General features: G+C 60.6%; 22 protein-coding genes. 15 read left to right on the top strand and 7 right to left on the bottom strand.

What is annotated here, in order from left to right; genetic code table 11:
• Window positions 1-104: 104 nt before the first annotated feature.
• The 6 genes from ACQZ5F_RS18010 to accB are packed head-to-tail and all read right to left on the bottom strand — an operon-like array spanning window position 105 to window position 4,892.
• The gene (locus ACQZ5F_RS18010) at window positions 105-872 is read right to left on the bottom strand and encodes a 5-oxoprolinase subunit PxpA (protein ID WP_225244009.1); all 768 of its coding nucleotides are present in this window, start codon (window positions 870-872) and stop codon (window positions 105-107) included.
• 25 nt (window positions 873-897) lie between these two features.
• Entirely contained in the window at window positions 898-1,896 is a 999-nt protein-coding gene (locus tag ACQZ5F_RS18005) for a 5-oxoprolinase subunit C family protein (protein WP_225338878.1), read from the bottom strand.
• Entirely contained in the window at window positions 1,893-2,606 is a 714-nt protein-coding gene (gene pxpB, locus ACQZ5F_RS18000) for a 5-oxoprolinase subunit PxpB (protein WP_225338877.1), read from the bottom strand. The genes ACQZ5F_RS18005 and pxpB overlap by 4 nt, the downstream gene beginning before the upstream one ends.
• A complete protein-coding gene (locus tag ACQZ5F_RS17995; protein WP_225338876.1) occupies window positions 2,603-3,043 on the bottom strand; it encodes an acetyl-CoA carboxylase biotin carboxyl carrier protein in 441 nt (146 codons plus the stop codon). The genes pxpB and ACQZ5F_RS17995 overlap by 4 nt, the downstream gene beginning before the upstream one ends.
• The gene (gene accC / locus ACQZ5F_RS17990; protein WP_225338875.1) at window positions 3,040-4,431 is read right to left on the bottom strand and encodes an acetyl-CoA carboxylase biotin carboxylase subunit; all 1,392 of its coding nucleotides are present in this window, start codon (window positions 4,429-4,431) and stop codon (window positions 3,040-3,042) included. The genes ACQZ5F_RS17995 and accC overlap by 4 nt, the downstream gene beginning before the upstream one ends.
• Window positions 4,428-4,892 (bottom strand): acetyl-CoA carboxylase biotin carboxyl carrier protein, encoded by a 465-nt coding sequence (gene accB / locus ACQZ5F_RS17985; protein ID WP_225338874.1) that lies wholly within the window; start codon window positions 4,890-4,892, stop codon window positions 4,428-4,430. The genes accC and accB overlap by 4 nt, the downstream gene beginning before the upstream one ends.
• 190 nt (window positions 4,893-5,082) lie before the next feature.
• Between accB and ACQZ5F_RS17980 the strand changes: the two genes are divergently transcribed.
• Complete coding sequence (locus ACQZ5F_RS17980) at window positions 5,083-6,009, top strand: DMT family transporter (RefSeq protein ID WP_225338873.1); 927 nt, start codon at window positions 5,083-5,085, stop codon at window positions 6,007-6,009.
• On the opposite strand, the gene ACQZ5F_RS17975 is transcribed toward ACQZ5F_RS17980, so the two are convergent.
• Window positions 5,978-6,907 (bottom strand): DMT family transporter, encoded by a 930-nt coding sequence (locus ACQZ5F_RS17975; protein ID WP_448730583.1) that lies wholly within the window; start codon window positions 6,905-6,907, stop codon window positions 5,978-5,980. The two genes, ACQZ5F_RS17980 and ACQZ5F_RS17975, sit on opposite strands and share 32 nt — an antisense overlap.
• Window positions 6,908-7,105: 198 nt before the next feature.
• Between ACQZ5F_RS17975 and ACQZ5F_RS17970 the strand changes: the two genes are divergently transcribed.
• The 14 genes from ACQZ5F_RS17970 (at window position 7,106) to ACQZ5F_RS17905 (ending at window position 19,449) form a co-directional block, all read left to right on the top strand.
• Window positions 7,106-7,993 (top strand): LysR family transcriptional regulator, encoded by an 888-nt coding sequence (locus ACQZ5F_RS17970; RefSeq protein WP_225338871.1) that lies wholly within the window; start codon window positions 7,106-7,108, stop codon window positions 7,991-7,993.
• A gap of 94 nt (window positions 7,994-8,087) precedes the next feature.
• The gene (locus ACQZ5F_RS17965; protein ID WP_225338870.1) at window positions 8,088-9,041 is read left to right on the top strand and encodes a tripartite tricarboxylate transporter substrate binding protein; all 954 of its coding nucleotides are present in this window, start codon (window positions 8,088-8,090) and stop codon (window positions 9,039-9,041) included.
• A 97-nt stretch (window positions 9,042-9,138) separates the two neighbouring features.
• Window positions 9,139-9,807 carry a 4-carboxy-4-hydroxy-2-oxoadipate aldolase/oxaloacetate decarboxylase gene (locus ACQZ5F_RS17960; protein WP_225338869.1) on the top strand — a complete coding sequence of 223 codons (669 nt, stop codon included), beginning with the start codon at window positions 9,139-9,141 and terminating at the stop codon, window positions 9,805-9,807.
• 68 nt (window positions 9,808-9,875) lie between these two features.
• A complete protein-coding gene (locus ACQZ5F_RS17955) occupies window positions 9,876-10,328 on the top strand; it encodes a tripartite tricarboxylate transporter TctB family protein (RefSeq protein WP_225338868.1) in 453 nt (150 codons plus the stop codon).
• Window positions 10,325-11,836 carry a tripartite tricarboxylate transporter permease gene (locus ACQZ5F_RS17950; RefSeq protein ID WP_225338867.1) on the top strand — a complete coding sequence of 504 codons (1,512 nt, stop codon included), beginning with the start codon at window positions 10,325-10,327 and terminating at the stop codon, window positions 11,834-11,836. Before ACQZ5F_RS17955 ends, ACQZ5F_RS17950 begins: the two co-directional genes overlap by 4 nt.
• 42 nt (window positions 11,837-11,878) lie before the next feature.
• On the top strand, window positions 11,879-12,865 hold the full coding sequence (denD, locus tag ACQZ5F_RS17945; RefSeq protein ID WP_225338866.1) for a D-erythronate dehydrogenase: 987 nt from the start codon (window positions 11,879-11,881) through the stop codon (window positions 12,863-12,865).
• Window positions 12,862-13,617, top strand: a complete 756-nt coding sequence (locus ACQZ5F_RS17940) for an SDR family oxidoreductase (protein WP_225338865.1) — start codon at window positions 12,862-12,864, stop codon at window positions 13,615-13,617. The genes denD and ACQZ5F_RS17940 overlap by 4 nt, the downstream gene beginning before the upstream one ends.
• Window positions 13,618-13,626: 9 nt before the next feature.
• Entirely contained in the window at window positions 13,627-14,562 is a 936-nt protein-coding gene (locus ACQZ5F_RS17935) for a 2-hydroxyacid dehydrogenase (protein WP_448730584.1), read from the top strand.
• 173 nt (window positions 14,563-14,735) lie between these two features.
• Window positions 14,736-15,524 (top strand): SDR family oxidoreductase, encoded by a 789-nt coding sequence (locus ACQZ5F_RS17930; protein ID WP_046799017.1) that lies wholly within the window; start codon window positions 14,736-14,738, stop codon window positions 15,522-15,524.
• Complete coding sequence (locus tag ACQZ5F_RS17925) at window positions 15,521-16,228, top strand: amino acid ABC transporter permease (protein WP_127755469.1); 708 nt, start codon at window positions 15,521-15,523, stop codon at window positions 16,226-16,228. Before ACQZ5F_RS17930 ends, ACQZ5F_RS17925 begins: the two co-directional genes overlap by 4 nt.
• On the top strand, window positions 16,225-16,986 hold the full coding sequence (locus ACQZ5F_RS17920) for an amino acid ABC transporter permease (RefSeq protein ID WP_052819363.1): 762 nt from the start codon (window positions 16,225-16,227) through the stop codon (window positions 16,984-16,986). The genes ACQZ5F_RS17925 and ACQZ5F_RS17920 overlap by 4 nt, the downstream gene beginning before the upstream one ends.
• On the top strand, window positions 16,983-17,750 hold the full coding sequence (locus ACQZ5F_RS17915) for an amino acid ABC transporter ATP-binding protein (RefSeq protein ID WP_046799014.1): 768 nt from the start codon (window positions 16,983-16,985) through the stop codon (window positions 17,748-17,750). Before ACQZ5F_RS17920 ends, ACQZ5F_RS17915 begins: the two co-directional genes overlap by 4 nt.
• Window positions 17,751-17,845: 95 nt before the next feature.
• Window positions 17,846-18,682 (top strand): ABC transporter substrate-binding protein, encoded by an 837-nt coding sequence (locus ACQZ5F_RS17910; protein ID WP_052819364.1) that lies wholly within the window; start codon window positions 17,846-17,848, stop codon window positions 18,680-18,682.
• 92 nt (window positions 18,683-18,774) lie between these two features.
• Window positions 18,775-19,449: a 4-carboxy-4-hydroxy-2-oxoadipate aldolase/oxaloacetate decarboxylase gene (locus ACQZ5F_RS17905; RefSeq protein ID WP_046799012.1), complete on the top strand. Its 675-nt coding sequence runs from the start codon at window positions 18,775-18,777 to the stop codon at window positions 19,447-19,449.
• Window position 19,450: the final 1 nt, after the last annotated feature.

The following is a 19,450-nucleotide window of genomic DNA, read 5'->3' as shown; positions in this document are numbered from 1 at the left end:
AATCCTTGCCGTATTCCATAGCCGACAAAATTACGGCACCGCGCTCCAGACATGGAATGCGGTGCCGTAATTTTTGTGCTTCAGAATATGAGGCGTATCCCGCTTCAGGCGACCACTTCGCGAGCCGGCACGACACTACCGCCACAGGCCTCCACCTCGCTGCGCACCGTGCGCGCAAGCTCCAGCGAGCCAGGTGTGTCGCTATGAACGAGGATCGATCTGGCGCGAACGGGAATGGTCTCGCCCTCGATGGTCGTGACCGTGCCTTTTTGCAGAAACTGGCGCACCCGCGCGCGAACTTTTCCCTCTTCCTTGATGACGGAATTTGGCAGCTTGCGTGGCACAAGCTGGCCCTTCACATCATAGGCCCGGTCGGCGAGAAAGAGGTTGAGCACCTTCAGCCCGCAATCCAGCGCCGCCTTTTCGATCAGCATATCAGGCATCGAAAAGACGATGAGATTGGGATCGACCGCCCTGATCTTTTTCATGATCCGTTCGGCAAGCGCCGCATCGCGGTTGATCATGTTGCCCATGGCGGCATGGAAGCTGATATGGGAGAGCGCAACCTCCTGCGCCCTGGCAATCGCCGAAAGCGCGCCGAGCTGGTAGAGAACCTGCTGTTCCATTTCTTCCGCATCGACGGGAATTTCGCGGCGGCCGAAGCCGAGACGATCTGCGAGGCCCGGATGTGCGCCGACGCCGACGCCGTTCTGTTTGGCGAGACGCACCATGCGCGCCATCATTTCCGGATCGCCGGCATGGAAGCCGCAGGCGATATTCGCCGAAGAGACGACTTCCATAAGCTTCTCGTCGTCGCAGACCTTATAGACGCCGAAACCTTCGCCCATGTCGGAATTAACATCGATCTTCATGGTTCCCTCTCCGTGTTCTTCAGGATTATCGTTTTGCGAGCGTGCCGAGTGCGGCGGTGACCAGCGGCAGGGTCTTGCGGATATCGGCGAAATAGGCGTCGATCGCCTGTTCGACTTCCAGCGCCTCGCGCACCGTCGCCTGAACGAAACGGATGCGGCTGCCGATGCGCGCCTGTCCGAGCCGCCAAAGATCGCTGTCGATAATACCCGCCATCTTGGGATAACCGCCGGCGGTGTTGGCGTCGCTCATCTGGATGATCGGCTCGCCGCCCGGCGGTACCTGAACCACACCCGGTATGACGCCATAGGAGCGCAGTTCCACGGGAGCCGAAAGCATAAGTGGCGTGCCGGCCAGCCGATAGCCGGTGCGGTCGCTCTGCGAGGTGATTTTCCAGGCTTCGGACCAGAAACGTTCCGCACCTTCGCCGAAAAGATCGTGTTCGGCGGCGGGAATGGCCCTCAGCAGCAATTCGCCATTGTCGGACACCGGAAACATATCCGGCATCGCATCGGCAAGCGGCATGACGCCGAGGCCGCTTGCCGGCAGCGCCGGTGGCTCGCATGGCAGAACGGACAGCCTGTCGCCGGTGGTGAGATGGCGTCCCTCATGGCCACCGAAGGAGCCGCGAAGCGAGGTGCTGCGCGATCCCATCACCACAGGAACATCGACGCCGCCCTGAAGGCAGAGATAGGCGCGCGCATTCTTAAGCGGCGTCGAAAATTCGAGGATCTGACCCTTTTCTGCCCGCGCGCACCAGTAAGGCGGCAGATCAGTACCATTGAGCCGTGCGGCGCAATCCGCACCGGTTACGGCGAAGGTCAGCGCTTCTTCGAATTCGATGCGGAACGGAAAGGTCTGGATTTCAATCGCGGCGGCATCCTCGCCGTTACCGGCGAGAATATTGCCGACCCTGAGCGCAATCGGGTCCATCGCGCCCGTGGCGGTGATGCCGATATTGCGATAACCGGCGCGGCCGAGATCCTGAACGGTGTTCAGCGGTCCGCAGGCAAGAATATGGATCATAGTTCGATCCTTTCGGGAAGGAAACGAACGCGGTCACCGGGCGCCAGCACCGCCGGCTGTTCGGCGGTGGCATCGAACATGGTGATTTCGGTGAAACCTAGCGAATTCCAGCCATTCGGCCCGGTCAGAACCGAGATGCCGGACTGCATGCCGCCGATCGTCACCATGCCCTTCAACATGCGAAGCGACGGAACTTTCTTGCGCGGCATGAAAATGCGCGGATCAAGGCCGCCGAGATAACCGAAGCCCGGCGCACTACCGACGGCGAAAACCGTATAGGTCCGCTCGAAATGCAGGCGCACGACTTCCTTGTCCGGCAGGCCGGAATAATCGCAGATCGCCGCAAGGTCGATGGCGTGTTCACCGCCATAGGTCGTCGGCACCTCGATGGTCTTGCCGAGAAGATCGAGTTCCGCGGTTGTTTGCCAGATGTCGAGAAGCTCGTCCTGCAAACGCCCGGCATCTTCAGGCGTGCCGCGTAGCACGATCAGCAGGTTGGTCATGCCGGGTATGAGTTCCAGCACCTCGGGGCGGTCCTTCAAAGCGCGTGTCAGTGCCCAGATGCGCCTCTGGGCGGGCAGGTCCAGCTCGCCGGGCGCCTCGATCAGAAACGTCTTGTTGCCGATCATCGAGATTTTCGGCAGGCCCAGATGGGCGAGGGTCAGGTGGGGCGTTTTCAGCGGGAGGTTGCTCATCGACGTCACCATCATGTTTCGGTCTTGAGAAGGGTGGAGCCATAGCCGACAAGCGCGCCGGTTTCCGTCACGATTTCGCTGACGGTGCCGGCTTTTTCGGCGATAACTGGAACGATCACGGGTCCGGCCGCGATAAATGCGACGATCTCGCCTTTCACCACGGATTGTCCGGCCTGAACCACCCGGTCGGGGCGCTGCGGATGTGCGGGTGTGAAGATGCCGGCCATCGGTGCACGGGCAAGAATATCCCCCGCCTTTGCCGACACTTTGGCCGCTTCAATGGGCCGCTGTGCGGCAGGGGCCTGACCGCCTGCCATGGTGACGATCTTCAACGATCCATCCGGCGTCTCTATTTCAATGGCGGAGACGTTGTTGCGTTCGAGGTGAGCGGCAAGATCGGCAATCGTGCCGGGCTCGCTGTAGCGGGATATGGAAACAGGCTGTCGCTTCACTTTGCACTCCGCGCTGCAAGCCAATGCTCGAGGTAATGAATATCCGTGCCGCCTTCGGAAAAGGCCGGGTCCTGCAATATTTCCCGGTGCAGCGGCAGGTTGGTGGAAACGCCTTCGATGCGCATTTCGCCAAGCGCGCGCCGCATGCGCAGGATCGCCTGCTCGCGGGTCGGCGCATGGACGATGAGCTTGGCGATCAGCGAATCGTAATGAGCCGAAACCCGATAACCCGCCGTCACATGGGTATCGACGCGAACGCCGGGGCCGCCCGGCAGGTGAAGGGCCGTGATCAGGCCGGGGCAGGGAATGAAGTTGTAAGGGTCTTCGGCATTGATGCGGCATTCGATCGAATGGCCCTCGCAGACGATATCCTCCTGCGAAATTTCCAGCGGATGGCCGAGAGCGACGAGAAGCTGCTGGCGCACCAGATCCACGCCCGAGGTCATTTCCGTGACCGGATGTTCGACCTGCAGGCGGGTGTTCATCTCGATGAAATAGAATTCGCCATTCTCGTAGAGAAACTCAAAGGTGCCGACACCGCGATAACCGATCTGGCGGCAGGCTTCGACGCAGCGATTGCCGACGAAAGCCGCGACATCAGGCGGGATGCCGATAGCTGGGCCTTCTTCGACGACCTTCTGATGGCGGCGCTGCATGGAGCAGTCGCGCAGTCCCACCCAGACCCCGCCGCCCTGACCATCGCAGAGAACCTGAATTTCGACATGGCGCGGATGTTCGAGAAATTTCTCGATATAGAGTTCCGGTGTCCCGAAGGCCCGGCTCGCTTCTTCACGCGTGACGAGAACGGCATCCTGAAGGGCGGAGGCTTCGCGCACGACACGCATGCCGCGCCCGCCGCCGCCGCCGGCCGCCTTGACGATGACGGGATAACCGATTTCGGCGGCGATTTTCGAAACCTCCGCCATATCATCCGGCAGGGCGGAATCTGGGCCGGGAACGCAGGGCACGCCTGCTTCCATCATCGCCCGCTTCGCCGCGATCTTGTCACCCATGGTGCGGATGGCGTCGGCGTGCGGGCCGATGAAGACCGCCCCTGCCGCCTCCACGGCTTCCGAAAAAGATGCTCTTTCGGACAGGAAACCATAACCGGGGTGAACCGCGCCAGCGCCGGTCAGCTCCATCGCAAGCAGTATGGCCGGCGCGTTGAGGTAGCTCTGGCCGGGCGATGCCGGGCCGATGCAGATGGCGGTATCGGCCGCCTTCAGATAGTCGGCATCCCTATCGGCTTCCGAATAGATCATGACCGTCTTCAGGCCGAGTTCACGGCAGGCGCGCTGCACCCGCAAGGCAATCTCGCCGCGATTGGCGATCAGGACGCTATCGAATGTTCTTGGCTCAGCCACCTTTGGGAGTGTCGCATCCATCATTCGAACTCCAGCACCGGCTGTCCAAGTTCGACGTCTTCGCCGTCATTGGCGATAAATCTGGCGATCCTGCCGCTTCGCTCGGCCCTCACGGTGTTGAACACTTTCATCGCCTCGATGATGAAGAGTTCCTGTCCTTGCCTGACCTCATCGCCGGCTTCGGCGAAAGGCGCCGCACCCGGGCTCGGGGCGCGATGGAAAAGGCCGAATGAGGGTGCCGCGACGATGCCGGATGACGCCGGTACGGCTGCGGCGGATGCCGGCGCCTGCTCTTCGGCGCGGGGTGTCTCGGATGCCGTTTCGGCTACCGCAACGGGCCGAGGCTGCGATGATGGCGCCTGCGGTGAAACAGCATTGTTTTCGCGGATGATCCGGACCGTGGTTCCCTCCTGGCTCACGGTCAATTCGGACACTCGCGAAGAGCCGACGAACTCGATCAGTTTCTTGATCTTTTCCAGATCCATATTGGTTTCCAACGTCTTTTTTGTCCCCACGGCGGCGGGCGGAGCGGAATCCGCACCCTGTCCATCAGCAATAGCTACCATGGGGGCGGGATTGATGGGGTCAGACGAAGTTCCTATGGACATTGCTTTCCGGTTTGATATCCCGCCGCCGCGTGGTGAAACGGTTCAAAGACGTCCGAAGGAACGAACCATGGATTCCCGCAAAGGCATTCTCCTCAAAATCTCCGCAGCGCTCGCTCTGGTGCTGATGGGTGCCTGCATCAGCAGCCTCAGGGGCGAGATACCCATCGGGCAGGTCGTCTTCTTCAGGTCGGCGGTGGCCATGCTGCCGCTCTGTCTATGGATGGCGGTGCAGGGCAGTTTCCGAAGGCAGGTGGCCACCAGCCATATTGGCGGCCATCTGGTGCGGAGTTTTTCCGGCACCGGCGGCATGGTCTTCAGCTATCTGGCGCTCGCCTATATCCCGCTGGCCGATGCGACGGCCATCAGCTACGCGACACCGCTCTTTACCGTCATTCTGGCGGTGCTGCTTCTCAAGGAAGTCGTCAGGATTTACCGCTGGACGGCGGTGGTCGTCGGGCTGTGCGGCATCGTGCTGATCCTGTCGCCGCATTTTTCCTTCGATGTTTCGGATGTCGCTTCCGGTTCCGGCGTAGCCATGCTCGGCGGCCTGTTCGGTCTGGCGGCGGCTCTTTTCTCCGCCATATCGATGATTCAGATCCGACATCTGACGCAGACGGAAAATACCGGCGCAATCATCTTCTATTTCACCCTGCTCACCACCGTCATTGGTTTCGCGAGCATCGGCATGGGCTGGAAAATGCCGACCGCGTGGCAATGGACCCTGCTGATCGGCACCGGTCTCATTGGCGGAACCGCGCAGATACTGGTGACGCTCAGCCTGCGTTATGCCGAGGCCTCGCTGCTGGCGCCGTTCGATTACACCACGATGATCTGGGCGCTGTTGATCGGTTACACCTTCATGGATCAGGTTCCGGCCCTGACGACCATTCTGGGGGCTTCTATCGTGGTTGCCGCCGGTTTGTTCACGCTGTGGCGGGAAAGACGGCTGCACAAAAAGCGCGTTACGGAACAGCTGACGCTTTCGGCTCCCTGAGGGCCTGTTTCGCCAGCCGGTTTTCGCGCCACATGGCAAAAAGTCCGGCGGCGATGACCGTCAAGGCGCCAATGATGGTCGCACCCGTCGGCACTTCGGCCATGAAGAGATAACCGAGGGCGATTGCCCATATCATCGTCGTATAGTCGAACGGCGCCAGCAGCGAGGCCTGGGCGTGGCGCAGGCTGAGCGTCATGGCGATCTGGCCGATGCCGCCGGCAAGGCCGCCGCCAGCGAGCAGCAGGAACTGGTGAAAATCCGGCATCTTCCATCCGAATCCGAGCGTGGCGAGGCCGGCCATCACACCCGTCAGCGTATAGATGAGAACGATGCGCGACGGCTTTTCGATGCTGTTCAGATGGCGGACGGCGATGGAGGAAAAGGCGGCGCAAAGCGCACCGGTCAGCGCCAGTGCGGTTCCGATCATCGCAACGCCGTCGATCCGGGCGGGGCCTGATGCGGCATCAAAGACCAGATTGGGTGATAAAGTAATAAAGACGCCAATGAAGCCAGTGAGCACGGCGGACCAGCGGTAAATCCGCACCTTTTCGCGCAAAAGCAGCGCCGCCAGCATGATGGTGAAAAGCGGCGTTGTGTAGCTCAGCACCGTGACATTCACCAGCGGCAGATAGGCGAGCGCCAGAAAGCCGAAGAACATGCCGCCGAGCCCGGCCGAGCTTCCGGCAAGCAGGCGGCCTATATTCTTCGTGGCGGGCACGGTTATCCGCTCGGACGAGGCGACGAACCAGAGACAGAGGGGAATGAGCGCAAAAAATCCCCGGCAGAATACGACTTCGCCGACCGGGATCGCCCCGTCCAAACCCTTCACGCAGGCGGACATGACTGTGAATGCCAGCATGGCCGTCAGCTTGAGCAAAATACCGGTCTTAGGATCCATCCCGCTCCCCATCGCAGCCGAGACCGTGTCATGGGGAAGAAGCGGAGAAAAGCCTTGGCCCGCTGTCATAAGAATCTTGTCTTACCCCATCACTTGGCCCATTGCCCACCTTTCGCGGAAAAGGGCTTTTTGCCCTAGGTCATGGCGGCGATTTGGTGTCATGATCACCTCTCGAACTGGCGGGAGGTTTAAGCGGGCATGTTGGATTTGCGCAGGCTGCGATATCTGGTCGCGATTGCCGATTGCGGCTCCATGTCGGCTGCGGCGCGGCAATTGGGCATCGCCCAGCCGGCGCTCAGCCACCACATCACGGAACTGGAAAGGCTGGTGGGGTTTCCCGTGCTGCACCGGCTGGCGCGCGGCGTGAAGGCGACGGAGAAGGGTGAAATCCTGCTTTCCCATGCGCGGGAGATTACCGAGAGGGTGCGGCAGGCGGAGGCGGAAATCCGCGCCATGGCCTATCTGGATGAGCGGGTGGTCCGACTGAGCCTCATTCCCTCCTGGGCGACCGCCTTTGCGCCGAGCATCATCAGCGAGGTTGCCGCTTCGATGCCCAAGGTCTCATTGCGGCTGATAGAGGCGCGCAATGATGAATCGCTGCGCCTCATCCGTCTTGGCAAGGTGGATATGGCGGTCGCGCTTGTCGGTGCGGAGGAAAAGGCAGACGATCTTATCGTCAAGGAGAGCCTGTTTGCCGTGTCGTCAAGGCCACTCGGCAGGGCGATGCCGCTTGAGGGGGCCGCAAAGCTCGACCTTATTCTGCCGCCAAAGGACAATCCGCTGCGCGTATCGATAGACGAGGCTGCCGCCCGTGCCGGCATTATACTGAACGTGACTATGGAAATTGACGGGCAGGATACGATCAAACGCGCCGTCAGCGCCGGCATCGGTGCGACGATTCTGTCATGGAATTCGGTTCAGCAGGAGCAGGAGGCTGGCCAGCTTCAGGCCGCGCATATAACCGATCCGGTTATCTATCGCTCCATCCATCTGCTGAAGGGCAGGGAGGTGGACGAGCGCACCTTCAGGCTGTTTCGAGACCTGTTGCGGTCGGTCGCAAGGCGTGAGCCTTCGCTCAACCCATAAAAGATTTGTATGGGTAATTTGAAAACTCGGTATTTGTGTTGTTGATGGCTTCTTCCTAGCATCCCCGGTGAAAGCGTATCGGGGAGGAAAAGATATGCGTTTGAAGACATCTCTGTTTGGCATGCTGGCGGCGGCGGGAATGCTGGCTGCGGGAGGGGCGGCGGCGGAATATCCGGAGCGGCCGGTGACGCTCGTCATCGGTTATCCGGCCGGCGGCGGCACCGATATCCAGTCGCGGGCGCTGGTGCCCTATCTTGAAAAATATCTCGGCACGTCGGTCGTGGTGGAAAACCGCGAAGGTGCCGGCGGGTTGATCGGAGCGACCTATATCGCCAATGCCAAGCCTGACGGTTACACCATCGGCGCGCTGAATTTCCCGTCCATGTATTCGCCGATCGTGCAGGGCAATGCCAGCTACAAGGAGGATGCCTTCACGCCGCTCGCCAACCAGATCGGCGGCGATCTGGCGCTGACAGTCAACAAGGCGTCGCCGATCAAGACCGCCAAGGAATTTGCCGAGGCGGCCAAGGCGAACCCGGTCGTCGTCGGCGTGACGGGCATCGGCCATCCGAGCCAGATCACCGCCCTGCTGTTTGAAGACGCAGCGGGCGTGAAGCTCAATTTTGTGCCCTTCAACGGTGGCGGGCCGGCAAGGCTCGCCATGCTTGGCAACCACGTGACGCTCGGTTTCATGAACCTCAACGAGGTCTTTGCCGACAACCGTTCGGGCGCGCTGCGTGTGCTCGTGACCTCCGGTGCAGAGCGTTCGCCGCTCTCGCCTGATGCGCCGACCTTCAAGGAAGCCGGCTACAATGTTCAGTTCAGCCTGCTTGCCGGTTTCGGTGCGCCTAAAGGCCTGCCAGCGGATGTGGAGGCAAAGTTGGTCGATGCCTTCCAGAAGGCGCTGAAGGACCCGGATTATCTTGCCGACGCCAAGAAGCGCGAACTGACGACGCTGCCGCTGACCCAGGCCGAATTTGCCGAGGCGCTCAAGAAGGGCAACGCCAATCTGGCCGAGCTCTGGAAAAGCAAACCCTGGACAAAATAAGCGGCCGGCACCGACCGCTTCTCTCACCCTTAACCAAAATGACGCCTGGGCCGGCCTGCGGCCCGGCTATGACCCACTGTTGAAAGGAATCCGGCCAATGGCCCATGTCATCCGCAATTTCCAACGCCCTTCCAGAGCCGATATCGAGGCGATCAGCAAATTCAGCCCCGCCACGATTCACGAGGCGCAGGGCAAGCTCGGTGCTCTCGATTATCGCATCAAGCCGATCAAGCCCGGCCTGAAAATCTGCGGCCCGGCAATCACCGCAAAATGCCATATCGGCGATAATCTGATGATCTTCGAGGCCATCAATCTGGCAAAGCCCGGTGATGTGCTGGTCATAGATGGCGGCGACAATCCCAATCAGGGCGGCTTTGGCGATGTGCTGGCCGCCGCCTGCATCGGCAAGGGCATTGTCGGCTTTGTGGTCAGCGCCGCCGTGCGTGATGGCAAGGGTCTGCGCGAAATTGGTTTCCCGGTGTTCTCGCTCGGGCTTTGCATGAAGGGCACCTCCAAGGACACGCTCGGTACCATCAACCATCCGGTCGTGGTGGGCGGCGAATTGATCAGTCCCGGCGATATCGTCTGCGGCGATGATGACGGCGTCGTCGTCGTTCGCGAGAAGGATATCCCGAAACTCGTCAAGGCCTGCCAGGAGCGTGACGACCACGAGAACCACATGATGGAACTGCACCGTCAGGGCAAGATGGATATCGAGGATCGCTACGACATGATGCGCTCAAAGGGATGTGTCTGGGCCGATTGAGCCTGTGATTAAACGTTGGATACGTCGTGTCGGGAGGCGCGGCGTATTTCCGATGAGGGGAGATAATCATGGCCGCAAACGGCTCGAAACTAACCGCGAATATTCTGTCGGGGGCCTTCTTTCTGGCGGCCGCCGCCGGGCTTTATTACGGCGCGCGGCCGCTGAGCATGGGCACTAATTTCCAGCCCGGACCCGGCTATATGCCGACGGTCATCGCAGCCTTGATGTTTGCGCTGGGTATCGCGCTGCTTTTACAGGATATTCTGGGAAAGACACCATCGGAAGCCTGGGTGGCGCCGAAGATGCGTCCATTTCTGGCGGTGGCCGGCATTGCCGGTTTTGCGCTGCTGATCGAGCCTTTGGGCTTCATCGCCGCCGCCTTCGTACTGATCGTGCTCGCCTGCATCGCTTATGGCAGGATCCGCCCGATTGAGGTTCTGCTGCTTTCCGCGGTGCTCATCTTCGCCTGCATCCTCATTTTCATTGTGGGCCTCGGACAGAGGATACCGTTGCTGCCATGACCGATCTTCTCTCCAATATCGTCCTCGGTTTCGGCGTGGCAGTCACGCCCGTCAATCTTTTCTATTGCCTGCTGGGTGTCACGCTCGGCACGATGATCGGCATCCTGCCGGGCATCGGTCCTTCCGCCACCGTCGCACTGCTTCTGCCGATTACCTATACGATGCCCGATACGGCGGCGCTGATCATGCTTGCGGGCATTTTCTATGGTGCGCAATATGGCGGTTCGACAACGGCGATCCTCGTCAATCTGCCGGGCGAATCCTCGTCCGTCGTCACCTGCATCGATGGATATGCCATGGCCCGGCAGGGCAGGGCGGGTGTGGCGCTGGCCACGGCGGCGCTCGGGTCGTTTTTTGCCGGCACGGTGGCGACGGTCCTGATCGTCGTTGTCGCAAAGCCGCTTTCGGCCATTGCGCTTGCCTTCGGGCCGGCTGATTATTTCAGTCTGGTGATCTTCGGGCTTCTGTTCGCCGTGTTTCTGTCCAGCGGATCGCCGGTCAAGGCGGTCGGCATGGTCGCCTTCGGTATCGCGCTCAGCCTCGTCGGCATTGATCCGACATCCGGTGAGCAGCGTTTCACCTTCGGCATGGCGGAACTGTTCGACGGTATCGATTTCGTGGTGCTGGCCATCGGGCTGCTCGGCGTCAGCGAAATTCTCTTCAATCTGCAGCAGGGCGTGGAGCGCGATGCGGGCGCGGCAAAGACCGGATCGCTGATGCCGACCCGGCAGGATTTCAAACAGGCCTTTCCCGCTGTGTTGCGCGGCACCGCACTCGGCTCTTTCCTCGGCGTGCTCCCCGGTGGTGGTGCGATCATGAGTTCGTTTGCGAGCTACGCGCTGGAGCGCAAGATCGCCAAGGATCCATCCCGTTTCGGCAAGGGCGCAATCGAAGGGCTGGCAGGGCCGGAAAGCGCCAATAATGCCGGCGCGCAGACCTCCTTCATTCCGCTTCTGACGCTTGGTATTCCCGCCAACGGCCTGATGGCGTTGATGGTTGGCGCGATGATGATCCAGGGCATTACGCCGGGACCGGAGGTTATGCAATCGCGGCCCGACCTTTTCTGGGGGCTGATCGCCAGCATGTGGGTGGGCAATTTGCTGCTGCTGGTGCTGAACCTGCCGCTGATCGGCATCTGGGTGCGGCTTCTCGGCATTCCTTACCGCTTTTTGTGCCCCGCCATTCTGATGTTCTGCGCCATCGGCGCCTATGGCCTGTCCTACAGCGTCGTCGATGTTCTGTTCTGCGCAGTCTTTGGCATTGTCGGCTTCTTCCTGCGCAAGATCGGCTGCGAACCCGCGCCTCTGGTTTTGGGCTTCGTCCTCGGTCCGCTTCTGGAACAGAACATGCGCCTCGGGCTGTTGATTTCGCAGGGCGACTTTTCGACATTCGTCACTCACCCAATCAGCGCCACCCTGCTCGCCTTGTCTGGCATGGTCGTCATCATGATGGCGATGCCAGCGATCATGCGCCGTCGCGAGGTGGTGTTTCAGGGTGACGACGACTGACATTCAATCGAGCCGGCACGGCTGGCCAAACAAAGGTGAAATATGCATATTCTGATAATCGGCGCGGCCGGAATGATCGGCCGCAAATTGACGCAACGTCTCGCCTCTGACGGAACGCTTGGCGGTGTAAAGATCACTGAAATGACGCTGACGGATGTTTTCGAGCCGGTTGCGCCGAAAGGCTTCGGCGGCGCAGTGACCATCGAGCGTAGCGATCTGTCGAATGTCGGCGTCGCCGAAAAGTTGATCGCCAAGCGACCGGATGTGATCTTCAACCTCGCCGCCGTGGTTTCGGGCGAGGCGGAGGCCGATTTCGAGAAAGGCTATCGCATTAATCTCGATGGCGGACGTTCACTGTTCGAAGCCATCCGGCTGGAGCATCAGAAGGATGGATACCGGCCGCGTGTGGTCTTCTGCTCGTCGCTCGCGGTTTTCGGATCGCCATTCCCCAAGGTGATCGGCGACGAGTTCCTGCCTGCACCGCTGACCAGCTACGGCACGCAGAAGGCGATCGTGGAGCTGTTGCTTGCGGACTATAGCCGTCGTGGTTTCTTCGATGGCGTCAGCATCCGCCTGCCCACCATCTGCATCCGCCCCGGCAAGCCGAATGCGGCCGCCTCCGGCTTCTTCTCCAATATCCTGCGCGAACCGCTGGTGGGCCAGGAAGCGGTGCTGCCTGTCGCCGATACCGTGCGCCACTGGTTCGCCAGCCCGCGCTCGGCCGTCGCTTTCCTGCTGCGCGCCGCGAGTGTTGATCTCTCCGGGCTTGGCGTTCGCCGCAATCTCATCATGCCGGGGCTTTCTGCCACGGTGGCCGATGAAATCGAGGCCCTGCGCGCCTTTGCCGGGGAGAAGGCTGTGGCGCTTATCAAACGCGTTCCCGACGAGCGGATCATCCGGATCGTCGATGGCTGGGCCGAGGATTACGATCCGCAACTGGCTCTGTCGCTCGGCTTCAGGGCGGAAACGTCCTTTGCCGAAATCATTCAGGCGCATGTGGAAGATGAGCTGGAGGGGAAAGCAGCATGAGTGATGGAAAGATCGCGCTCGTCACGGGCGGAGGAACAGGAGTCGGCAAGGCGATTGCCAAAGCGCTCCTGGACGATGGTTATAGCGTCGCGATCACCGGGCGACGGCGGGAGGTTCTGGACGCCGCTGTCGGCGAATGGCGCGAACATCGAGACCGCGTTCTGGCCGTCGCGGCCGATATTTCCGTTCCGGCCGATGTCGAACGCCTGTTTGCGGAGGTCACCGGACGTTTCGGCCGCCTCGACCTTTTGGTCAACAATGCCGGCATGTCGGCGCCGGCTGTCCATATCGAAGACGTGCCGTTCGAAACCTGGAACGCGGTGGTCGGGGCCAATCTCACGGGTGCCTTCCTCTGCACCCAGGCGGCATTTCGCCAGATGAAGGCGCAATCGCCGCAGGGCGGGCGCATCATCAATAATGGCTCGATTTCGGCCACCACGCCGCGGCCGCGTTCGGCGCCTTATACCGCGACCAAACACGCGGTCACTGGCCTTACCAAGTCGGCCGCGCTGGATGGCCGGGCATTCAACATTGCCTGCGGGCAGATCGATATCGGCAATGCCAGCACCGAAATGACGCGCGCCATGGCCACCGGTGTGTTGCAGGCGGATGGCAGCACCGCCATCGAACCCACCATCGATGCGAGTATCGTCGCCCGGGCCGTGGTGCATATGGCCTCGCTGCCGCTCGAAGCGAATGTGTTGACCATGACGGTGATGGCGAGCGGCATGCCTTTCGTCGGTCGCGGCTAAGGAGCGCGCATGAAGCCCGATCTTCTGCAAACCTACCCGCTTCAGCCACAGATAGAAGCCGAATTGCAAAAGCGCTTCCGGGTCCATCGCTGGCACGAAATATCCGACAAACAGGCGTTTTTGCAGGCGGAGGCGGCGTCGATAAAGGCTGTCGTCACCGGCGGCCATATCGGTGTCGCCCCTGATCTCGCCGCCTGCCTGCCGGCTCTCGAAATCGTCGCCATCAACGGCGTCGGTTTCGACAAGGTCGATCTCGATCAGGCCCGCGCGCGCGGCTTCAGGGTGACGAACACGCCGGACGTGCTGACCGAGGACGTCGCCGATCTCGCCATTGGACTTTCCATCATGCTGCTGCTCCAACTCGTCAATGCGGATCACCATGTCCGCTCTGGCGCATGGAAAAGAGGCGAGATGCCGCTCGGCAACAAGGCGTCGCGCCGGCGTTACGGCATTTACGGGCTCGGCCGCATAGGCCGGGCCATCGCGGCACGGCTGGAAGCCTTTAATGCGGAAATTTCCTATTTCAGTCGGCAAAAAAAGGATGTGGCCCATGAATATCATCCGACGGCGGTGTCGCTCGCGCGTGCCTGTGACGTCTTGATTGTCGCGGCTGCGGCGACGCCGGAGACGAAACATGCCATCAACCGCCAGGTGCTGGAGGCGCTGGGGCCGGATGGGGTTCTAGTCAATGTCGCCAGAGGGTCGCTGGTGGATGAAAAGGCGCTGGTCGATATTCTCATGGCGGGTGGGTTGAAAGGTGCGGCGCTCGACGTCTTCGAGAACGAACCGCATGTTCCCGAGGCACTCTTCGGCATGCGCAATGTGGTTCTCGCACCGCATATCGGCGCTGCGACCCATGAGACGCGGCTGGAAATGGGCGCTCTGGTTCTCGCCAATCTGGATGCGCATTTTGCGGGGAAAGATTTGCCGACGCCGGTCGTCTAGGCGGTTCGGGTGGTGACGGGGCAGGTGTGCCCTTTCGCCAGCCGGACTGACGCAGTGCCGAAAGTAGCGTTCGCATCCGTCATCCATACAAGTTGCTTATTACTCCAAAAAAAATCGGTCTTAGGCAAGCGATGAAAGCTTCACTAATGTTTGCTCAACGATAGGGGACAAACATGCCATTCTCAGACTACAAGACCGCACTCGTTACCGGCGCATCTTCCGGAATTGGCGCCGCCGTCGTTGAGCGCCTTTGCCGTGAAGGGCTGGAAGTGCATGCGGTTGCCAGAAGCGCGGACGCTCTCAACAAGCTAGCGAAGCGCACGGGCTGCTTTGCCCATGCCATCGATGTGACGGACCGGCCGGCGCTTGCAAAACTCACCAGTGAGGTTGCGTTCGATGTCCTCGTGAACAATGCCGGCGTCGACCGCCCGAAGAAGTTCCTGGAAGCGGATGAGAGCGATATCGATCTCCTGATCGACGTCAATCTGCGGGCCGTGCTGCATCTGTGCCGCATGGTGGTGCCGGGCATGGTGGCGCGTGATCGCGGCCACGTCATCAACATCTCCTCCATCGCGGGCAATTATAATTTCGGCGGCAACTCCACCTATCATGCCAGCAAGGCCGGCGTGGCGATGTTGTCCAACCAGTTGCGCATCGATGCTTTCGGCAAGCGCGTGCGGGTGACGGAAATCTGCCCCGGTCGCGTCGCGACTGATATTTTCAATCATGTGCATGGCGATGATCCGAGCATTCGCGAACGTTTCATCGATGGTTTCGAGCTGCCGCAGGCATCCGATATCGCCGATGCGATTGCGTTTGCCATCGCCGCACCCGTGGCCATGAATATCGGCCACATGGAAATCACCCCGACACTTCAGGTCATGGGCGGGCTGCAGACGGCCAAGCCCCAGACCGCCGAATATCAGGCAGCTGCGGGCGGTTCCGGAGGAAAACTCGCGTGAGCGGTTTTGACCTCTGGGCAATTCTGAGCAATGCAGATTACGTCTCGATGCTTTTGCATGGCATCCAGATGACGTTCATCATCTATGCCGGCTCGTGGCTTCTCGCCATGTCGCTGGCCATCGTGCTTCTCGCCATCCGCCTGTCGCCCTTCCGCTTCGGCGATCCGCTGGTGGCGGCCTACGTTTCCTATCACCGGAACGTTCCGACGCTGGTGCAGCTGATGCTCTGGTATTTCGGCGTCTTCACGCTGTTGCCGAGCGGGCTGGCCAGCTGGCTTTCCAGCCATAATGCGGAAGCGATCTTCGCCATTATCGGCCTCGGCCTCTGTCAGGCCGCCTATTTCAGCGAAGATCTGCGTTCCGGCGTGCGCTCCATCAACCCCGGCCAGATGGAAGCGGCGCGTGCGCTCGGGCATAGCTATGTCTCGGCCATGCGTTTCGTCATCATGCCGCAGGGCGTTCGCAACGCGCTGCCGCCGCTGATCAACCACAGCACCTCGCTTTTCAAGAACAGCAGTCTCGGCGTTCTGATCGGCGCGCCCGAACTCACCCATGCGGTCAAGGAAGTCGAGAATCTGAGTTTCCGGACGTTTGAGGTCTATCTGGTCGCCACAGTGCTTTATCTGTTCTTCTCGCTGCTGATCATGGGTCTCGGAGCCTATATCTCCATGCGTGCCGATCCACTGCGGAGGGCGCGGGCATGATCCACGACATGATCGCAATCATCAAGGATTACTGGCTGCTTCTCCTGATCGGCCAATATCCCAACGGGCCGCTGGGCGGTCTTGCCAACACGCTCATCCTTTCTGCGCTCAGCATCGCGCTTGCCTTTCCCGTCAGCATTCTGATGGCGCTGGCGCGGCTGTCGAAATGGCGGCTCTTGCGCTGGCCGGTCACCGCCGTGGTATATTTCACCCGTGGCGTGCCGCTGCTGATGCTCATTCTCTGGAGCTACTTCCTCGTTCCGTTGTGGACCGGCGCCGATGTGCCGAGCTTCGTTACCATGCTGGCGACGCTCGTCATCTATCAGGGCGCTTTCATGAGCGAGGTTGTCCGCGCCGGCATCGTGTCGCTTGGCGCGGGGCAGATGGATGCGGCGCGTGCGCTGGGGCACGGATATTTCAGCGCGATGCGCTATATCATCCTGCCGCAGGCGCTCTACAACATGATCCCGAGCCTGATCTCGACATTCGTGTCCACCATCAAGGATACGACGCTCGGCTACGTCATCAATGTGCCTGATCTGACCTTTGCGGCGAACCAGGTGAACAACCAGCTTTTGACCCAGCCTTTCCAGGTCTTCCTCATTCTGGCGCTGGTTTATTACATCATCTGCTGGTCGCTGACCCATGTCGCCAATCTTCTCGAGCGGCGTATCGCCCGCCGGCGGGCTGGCCCGCGTGGCAAGCTTGCCGCAGACACGGCCCCGGCCCCCGCCAATATCGTTACGGAGCAGCTATGACCGCGCCAGTTTCCGCCACTCAAGATCCCTACACCATCACGCTCTCGCAGGTCTGCAAAAGCTATGGCGATTATCAGGTGCTCAAGGATGTCAACGAAAACGTCACCCGTGGCGAAGTCGTTGTCATCTGCGGGCCATCGGGTTCCGGCAAGTCCACCCTCATCCGCACGATCAACCGTCTGGAGGAGATCAGCAGCGGCTCGATCATGCTCGATGGCAGGAACATCCATGCCCAGATGCGCGCAAAGGAGCTGAATGCGCTGCGCAGCCGGGTGGGTTTCGTCTTCCAGAGCTTCAACCTCTTCCCGCATCTTTCGGTGGTGGAGAATGTCTCCATGTCGCCGATCCGGGTGAAGGGTGTTTCTCCGGCCGTCGCCCATGACAAGGCGCTGAAGCTTCTCGATCGCGTCGGCCTTGCCGACAAGGCCAATTCCTATCCCGCACAGCTTTCCGGCGGCCAGCAGCAGCGCGTCGCAATCGCGCGGGCGCTCGCCATGGAGCCGCCGGTCATGCTGTTCGATGAGCCGACCTCAGCGCTCGATCCGGAAATGGTGGGTGAGGTGCTCGCCGTCATGAAGAGCCTCGCAGCCGAAGGCATGACCATGCTCTGCGTCACACACGAAATGGGCTTTGCCCGTGAAGTGGCCGACCGCATCTGGTTCATCGACGCCGGGCGCATTCTCGAAACGGCTAAGCCGGACGAGTTTTTCAAAAATCCGCAACATCCCCGTGCCCAGCGTTTTCTCGCTGATCTCAGGCACTAGGGCGGGATGGCGAAAAGTGTGAGCGGTTTTCGCCTGAAATCCCGCTCAGGACCGAACTATCAACCCAAACCTCTATAATAACAGGGAGAACTGAAATGAACTGGAAGTGCATTACTCTTACCGCCGCTTTGGCGACCTCGGCTGCCATCATGCCGGCCAAGGCCGACCAGCTCGATACGATCATCGCGAACAAGACGCTGCGTTGCGCCACTTTCGCCGACGTACCGCCTTTCGCCTCGCCGGATCCGAAGACGCGTGAAATGGCCGGCTTCGATGTTGATCTGTGCGGCGCCATCGCCAAGGAACTCGGCGTCAAGGCCGAGGTCAAGCCGGTGTCGGTCGAAGCGCGGGTTCCGGAAGTCAAGCTCGGCCGCGTCGATCTTTCGGTCGCCAACCTCGCCTATACCCAGAGCCGTGCCGAGCAGATCCAGTTCAGCGACCCTTATTATCTGGCTAAGGAAATGCTGATCGTTCCGGTCGATGACCCCGGCACCAAGAAGTCTGACTTCGTCGGTCAGCGCATCGCTTCCAGTAAGGGCTCGACATCGGAACTCTCGGTCAAGCTCAACAAGTCCGAGCCGCTGACATTCCAGGATACGGCGTCGGCCTATCTCGCCGTCCAGCAGGGCAAGGCGCGCGGCATCGTTGGCAACACCATGACGATGACCAAGTTCGTCAATGAATCCAAGACCAAGGGCAAGCAGATGCGCATGATCGAAGAGCCGATGCTCTTCCAGCCCATCGGCATCGGCATGGCCAAGGACAATCCGGCGCTGACCGCGAAGATCAACGAAATCCTGCGCAAGCTCGATGCGGATGGCGAGATCAACCGCATCTGGGACAAGTGGCTTGGCCCGAACACCGAATACAAGATGACACGCACCGACAAGGTCGTGCCTCTGTCCGAACTGAAGTTCGACCCGATCCCCTGAGCTTCGGCTCAGCCTCGGTCAAATTTTCCAACTCTTCAACACTATCGGTCGGCGAGACGCTCTCGCCGACAGCTTCAACGTGGGAGGTTTTCATGATCCACATTAAAGATATCGCGCAGCGTCCGGCCAAGGCCGATGTCGAAGCCCTTGCCAAATTCTCTCCTGCGACCATCCATGAGGCGCAGGGGCGTCGCGGCGCATTGTCTTCGCGGCTGAAGCCGGTCGATTATCGCATGAAGCTCTGCGGCCCGGCCTTCACGGTCAAATGCGCGCCGCGCGACAACATCATGCTGCAGCTCGCCATCAACTATGCCAAGCCGGGTGACATCATCGTCGTTTCCGCCGGCGAATATGAAGAAGCGGGTTCCTTCGGCGACGTTCTCGCCAATGCCTGCCTCGCAAAAGGCATCGGCGGTCTGGTGACGGATACCGGCGTGCGCGACACGCTGCAACTGCGGGACCTCGGTTTTCCGGTCTTTTCGCTCAGCGTTTGCATCAAGGGCACGGTCAAGGAGACCATTGCTGCGGTCAACGACCAGGTGATTGTCGGCGGCGAAATCATCAATCCGGGCGATATCATCGTCGGTGATGCCGATGGTCTTGTCGTCGTCAGGCGCGAGGAAGCGCAGGAAGCGGCCAAGCTTTCGCAGGCCCGCGAAGATGCCGAGGCCGGTTACATCGAAGCCTACAAGCAGGGCAAGTCGGTGATCGAGGTCAGCAAGCTTGAGCCGGTTCTGAAAGCCAAGGGCCTCGTTGTCGATATCTGAG

Source organism: Agrobacterium sp. 22-210-1 (assembly GCF_053522525.1).
Note: the sequence above shows the minus strand (reverse complement) of the source record. Positions and strands in the feature narration are given on the sequence as shown.

Excerpts from the sequence above, each read along its gene's own strand:
- ACQZ5F_RS18010 (WP_225244009.1), bottom strand. The coding sequence starts at position 872 with ATGAAGATCGATGTTAATTCCGACATGGGCGAAGGTTTCGGCGTCTAT.
- ACQZ5F_RS18005 (WP_225338878.1), bottom strand. The coding sequence starts at position 1,896 with ATGATCCATATTCTTGCCTGCGGACCGCTGAACACCGTTCAGGATCTC.
- pxpB (WP_225338877.1), bottom strand. The coding sequence starts at position 2,606 with ATGATGGTGACGTCGATGAGCAACCTCCCGCTGAAAACGCCCCACCTG.
- accC (WP_225338875.1), bottom strand. The coding sequence starts at position 4,431 with ATGATGGATGCGACACTCCCAAAGGTGGCTGAGCCAAGAACATTCGAT.
- accB (WP_225338874.1), bottom strand. The coding sequence starts at position 4,892 with ATGGATCTGGAAAAGATCAAGAAACTGATCGAGTTCGTCGGCTCTTCG.
- ACQZ5F_RS17980 (WP_225338873.1), top strand. The coding sequence starts at position 5,083 with ATGGATTCCCGCAAAGGCATTCTCCTCAAAATCTCCGCAGCGCTCGCT.
- ACQZ5F_RS17975 (WP_448730583.1), bottom strand. The coding sequence starts at position 6,907 with ATGGATCCTAAGACCGGTATTTTGCTCAAGCTGACGGCCATGCTGGCA.
- ACQZ5F_RS17970 (WP_225338871.1), top strand. The coding sequence starts at position 7,106 with ATGTTGGATTTGCGCAGGCTGCGATATCTGGTCGCGATTGCCGATTGC.
- ACQZ5F_RS17965 (WP_225338870.1), top strand. The coding sequence starts at position 8,088 with ATGCGTTTGAAGACATCTCTGTTTGGCATGCTGGCGGCGGCGGGAATG.
- ACQZ5F_RS17960 (WP_225338869.1), top strand. The coding sequence starts at position 9,139 with ATGGCCCATGTCATCCGCAATTTCCAACGCCCTTCCAGAGCCGATATC.
- ACQZ5F_RS17955 (WP_225338868.1), top strand. The coding sequence starts at position 9,876 with ATGGCCGCAAACGGCTCGAAACTAACCGCGAATATTCTGTCGGGGGCC.
- ACQZ5F_RS17950 (WP_225338867.1), top strand. The coding sequence starts at position 10,325 with ATGACCGATCTTCTCTCCAATATCGTCCTCGGTTTCGGCGTGGCAGTC.
- denD (WP_225338866.1), top strand. The coding sequence starts at position 11,879 with ATGCATATTCTGATAATCGGCGCGGCCGGAATGATCGGCCGCAAATTG.
- ACQZ5F_RS17940 (WP_225338865.1), top strand. The coding sequence starts at position 12,862 with ATGAGTGATGGAAAGATCGCGCTCGTCACGGGCGGAGGAACAGGAGTC.
- ACQZ5F_RS17935 (WP_448730584.1), top strand. The coding sequence starts at position 13,627 with ATGAAGCCCGATCTTCTGCAAACCTACCCGCTTCAGCCACAGATAGAA.
- ACQZ5F_RS17930 (WP_046799017.1), top strand. The coding sequence starts at position 14,736 with ATGCCATTCTCAGACTACAAGACCGCACTCGTTACCGGCGCATCTTCC.
- ACQZ5F_RS17920 (WP_052819363.1), top strand. The coding sequence starts at position 16,225 with ATGATCCACGACATGATCGCAATCATCAAGGATTACTGGCTGCTTCTC.
- ACQZ5F_RS17915 (WP_046799014.1), top strand. The coding sequence starts at position 16,983 with ATGACCGCGCCAGTTTCCGCCACTCAAGATCCCTACACCATCACGCTC.
- ACQZ5F_RS17910 (WP_052819364.1), top strand. The coding sequence starts at position 17,846 with ATGAACTGGAAGTGCATTACTCTTACCGCCGCTTTGGCGACCTCGGCT.
- ACQZ5F_RS17905 (WP_046799012.1), top strand. The coding sequence starts at position 18,775 with ATGATCCACATTAAAGATATCGCGCAGCGTCCGGCCAAGGCCGATGTC.